We start from the raw sequence: 4,375 nt of genomic DNA, 5'->3' as shown, positions 1-4,375 counted from the left end.
ACACTTTCGTGAATTAAAAACTAAACCTAATAACTGGGCATAATTAAAATCCAAAATCCTGTAGTGCCCGCTGTGCAGGCACTACAGGATTTTGGATTTTATATTTAATTGCGTCTAGCTACTTATATACATTTTTTGACATAAGAAGCCAGAAAAAATCGTTTAAAATAAGGTATACCTCAATTATTTTGGTAGCACCTATGGAACTTGCAGCATATATATATGATGCATGGGCGTACGAACAAACCAATCAGGGGGCATCTGATCGCCAACTGCTCATTTCTGTTGAGTTTGCTGATAGCGATCGCCACGGGCTTGATTGGAACTTTGCTGCGATTAAATGGCAAGCCTATGTGCTATCGGCGATCGCCCTTACCAGTCTTGGTGGGTGGGGCTGGAACTCTGCACCTGCATCAGCTCGCGTTCTAGAGCCTTCGGTTAATGTGGCTCCTTGGTGCACCAACCTATATCTTTGCGATACCAGTTATATGTTGGAGGTACAGACTTTATTAGCTCAGCGTGGCTTTGCAGTGGGCGATATTGATGGGGTCTATGGCGGCGCTACCAAACAAGCCGTAGTTGATTTTCAAAGAACACAACCCAATCTAGTTGCCGACGGTATTCCTGGGGAGCAAACCTTGGTCATGCTAAGAAATTCATCGCCAACCAACAATGTCCCTCAGAAACCAATCACGCCGACAGAGAAAAATAATAACACCTCCCAAAATCAGGGTTCGAGCCAAAGCCCCAATCAGACAATTACGATCGTGCGATCGGATAATTCTCAAACGCCTAATTCCCAAACACCTAATTCTCAAGCACCTAATTCCCAGCGTTCAGAGTTAAGCGAGATTGGCAATTTACAGTTATTGCTAAAGCAAAGGGGCTTTTATCAAGGTGAAATTGATGGGCAAATAGGTCAATCCACGACTGAGGCGATCGTGAGAGCCCAGCGAGCCTACGCCTTAACCCCAGATGGGTTTGTTGGTCCCTTAACGACACGTTCCTTACTAGCAGGTGGAAATAATGTCCCCCTATCCCAGCCAGCTTTACCGCGATCGCCAACTCCCCAAGAAGTTGTAGATGCTCAATTATTCCTTAAAGAGCGTGGTTTTTATGGGGCTGAACTTAACGGTCAATACGATCTTCGTACCAAGGACAGTATTTTAAAAGCGCAACTTGCCTACGGGCAACCCGCGACTGGCGCATTGAACCCTGAATTGCTTACAGCTCTAAAGTCTCAAAATAGCTCTCAAAATCAAAATGTTGCCCAAGCTGCTCCCAATAGCCCCCAAAGTACTCCCAATGCTCAGCCTAGTGGCAATGTACCCTTAAAAAATACACAGCAAGCACCTAGCTCCAGTCAAAATGCGCCTGTCCCCGCAGCCAAAAGTTCTAATTCTACCTAATTAACAACTATCCCAATCTTATTTCTAGCTCGGCATTTTTTCAGCATATTTCTCAGTTTTAAGACTCTCAATTCACAATCTCCCCAAGGTCTAATTATGGAACTTCTAGCTTATATCCAAGAAGAATTTACTTATACAGACGATGCGATCGCTAGCGAGATCCCCGAATCTTTTGCTGCATGGTCTAAAAAATTAACGACTAAATCAGCCAAGCTGAGTTTTAGCTTGCTTTTAACGGGTAGTACTCTACTAGTTGGTTTAGGTTCGACTCTCAATGCCCAAGCTGCTGAAGCACCTTCCTCGGATGTGAAGTACATCCAGTCCCTCCTATCCAAAAATGGTTTCGATCCAGGCGCGATCGATGGCGTTGCTGGATCGACAACTAAAAATGCCATCCTCCGCGCTCAAAAGGCTTACGGGCTTACCCCCGATGGCATTGTGGGTAGTCAAACCATTGCGGCGCTTGAAAATGGGAAAGAAGCAATCGCCCCCAAAGCTGATGTTGCTGATACCACCGTTGCCATTGGCGAAACGAATAGCCGTGGTTCATCAGCGGTGATGAATCTTCAGAAATTGCTTGCTGACCGTGGTTTCTATAATGGTGCTGTCGATGGCATTATGGGAGCGCAAACTCGCACTGCGATCGTGGCCGCCCAAAAGGCTTATAATCTCACTCCCGATGGTGTGGCTGGTCCTCAAACCCTAGCGGCTTTAGAAACTGATGGTGGGAATAAATCTGCTGTAACGCCCATTAGCAGTACCGCGACAAAAAGTGATGAAGTCTCTAACGTACAAGCATTGCTAAGCAAGCGCGGTTTTTATAATGGTGCTGTCGATGGCATTATGGGACCACAAACGCGTTTAGCGATCGTGGCTGCCCAGAAAAACTATGGTTTAGCTGCCGATGGCATCGCAGGCTCGCAAACTATTGCTGCCTTAGAATCTGGTAGTAGCACCGTCAATATTGCTAGCAAGAATCCTGAAACTAAATCCGCAACTACTAATGATAAAGATGTAGCCGCATTGCAGGAGCTATTAGCTAAGCGTGGTTTCTACAATGGCGCGATCGATGGAGTTAAAGGGGCGCAAACTAACGCCGCGATCGCTGCTGCACAAAAAGCCTATGGCTTGACAACCGATGGTATTGCTGGTGCTCAGACCATTGCCGCATTGCAAAAAGATGCGCGACCTACCGCCCCCAAGGTCAATCCATCGACAAGCAATAATCAAGCGGCTAAAACCACACCAGATATCAATGATGGTGGAGTGGCTAACTTACAAAACCTATTGACCGATCGGGGATTTTATAATGGTCCGATTACAGGTTTTCTAGGTTCTCGTACTAAAGAAGCAATTATTGCCGCTCAAAAAGCCTATGGTTTAACCCCAGATGGTATTGCTGGAGCGAGGACGATCGCAGCTTTAGAATCTGGTGCGCCGAAGAGTCAAGTCTCGGTAAATACCGCTCCGACACCCAGCGTTCGTGTTGAACCTAAGCCCCAGACTACTCCTCAACCGCAGTTGCAACCACAAATTCGCGTTCAGCCGCAGGCAGCAGCGACACCTTCGGTTCAAGCAACTCCTCAGCCAACCATCCAAGCAACTCCTGCCCCCACAGCTAATCCTCAAGTAACTCCTCAAGTAAAGCCCACAACCCCAGCCGCAACTACCGCGCCAACACCCGCCGCCAGCAATACAGGCAACCCTCAAATTACTGAACTACAACGCTTATTAACCCAGAGAGGATTCTATAATGGGAAAGCTGATGGCGTATTGTCTGCTGAAACTCGTAATGCGATCGTCAGAGCGCAAAACTTTTATACAATTACGCCCGCTGACGGTTCGCCAAGTAATAAACTGATTGATAGTCTGAGTAAAGATACATTTATTTCTGAAGGCAAGTAAGTCAGATGCGGTTTCGTAACCTTGCAATTAATTTGGGAGCGATCGCCCTTTTTGGAGCGATCACCCTCAGTTTGCAAATCCCCAAATTAAATCAAAGATTGGGCGGACAAACCCTAGAAGAAACTCGTAAAGCAGTTAGAGAAGAAGAAGCAAGGCTGAAATTGATTCGGCAGTTGCCCCCAAGAGGGTTGGGGTTTAATAACATGATTGCTAATTTTGCATTTTTGCAATTTTTGCAGTACTTTGGCGATGATATTTCTAGAAACAACTTTCAAACTGGGTATAGCCTGAGTCCTCGCTACTTTGAAAATATTATCGAACGCGACCCACGATTTCTGAGTAGCTATATATATTTGTCAGCTAGCGTATCGATGTTTGCAGGGGTTCCTAGGGAAGCCAACGAAATATACGCGAAGGGACTGCGATCGCTAGATCCAGAGCAACAACCCAACGCCTATATAGTCTGGCGATACCGAGCAACCGATCAACTTTTGTTTTTAGGTGACGCTAAAGGCGCAAGAGAATCCTACCTCAAAGCAGCGGAATGGGCAGACAAAGCAAGTTTATCTGGCAAAAAGACGCTCGAAGATCCCAAATTAGCTGCGGAATTTTCCCGCCAATCAGCGCAATGGCTCGAGGAAAAACGCGATCTGACCAAGGCCCAGATTGGCGCTTGGTCACTTGTTTTGCAAAACGCTGTGGACAAAAAGACTGTCCAGATCGTTGCCCAAGAACTCGATAAGCTGGGCATGAAAATCGAGATCGTTAATGGCGCACAAACCATAGTCCGTAAATAACGTGAGTTTGCGATAATTTGAAACGGGCTTTGAGAAAGAGTTGGCGGAGCCAACTCTTTCTCAAACACCAAAAGTAAAAGCCTTGCGTAGCAAGGCTTTTACTTTTGGTGTTTGAGAATTTGCCAGCTTAACCCGAACTGACGTTAATTATAGCTGCCGTCACTTGACATAGGACAAATCAAACCCCAAGAATTGACTGGCGGTGCCTCGCACCGCCAGTCAATTCTTGGGGTTTATGTCCTAGTACACTTGGCGACAGCTATA

The 4,375-nt window shown here is 46.3% G+C and carries 3 protein-coding genes; all 3 read left to right on the top strand.

The annotated features are described in order from the left end of the window. The first annotated feature begins 200 nt into the window (after positions 1–200). The 3 genes from AC805_RS02705 (at position 201) to AC805_RS02695 (ending at position 4,111) form a co-directional block, all read left to right on the top strand. The gene (locus AC805_RS02705; protein ID WP_055073989.1) at positions 201–1,409 is read left to right on the top strand and encodes a peptidoglycan-binding protein; all 1,209 of its coding nucleotides are present in this window, start codon (positions 201–203) and stop codon (positions 1,407–1,409) included. Between the two features lie 96 nt (positions 1,410–1,505). Next, positions 1,506–3,314 carry a peptidoglycan-binding protein gene (locus AC805_RS26685; protein WP_055073988.1) on the top strand — a complete coding sequence of 603 codons (1,809 nt, stop codon included), beginning with the start codon at positions 1,506–1,508 and terminating at the stop codon, positions 3,312–3,314. A 5-nt stretch (positions 3,315–3,319) separates the two neighbouring features. Continuing rightward, positions 3,320–4,111 (top strand): hypothetical protein, encoded by a 792-nt coding sequence (locus AC805_RS02695; protein ID WP_055073987.1) that lies wholly within the window; start codon positions 3,320–3,322, stop codon positions 4,109–4,111. Positions 4,112–4,375: the final 264 nt, after the last annotated feature.

Source organism: Pseudanabaena sp. 'Roaring Creek' (assembly GCF_001402795.1).
GTDB lineage: Bacteria > Cyanobacteriota > Cyanobacteriia > Pseudanabaenales > Pseudanabaenaceae > Pseudanabaena.
Note: the sequence above shows the minus strand (reverse complement) of the source record. Positions and strands in the feature narration are given on the sequence as shown.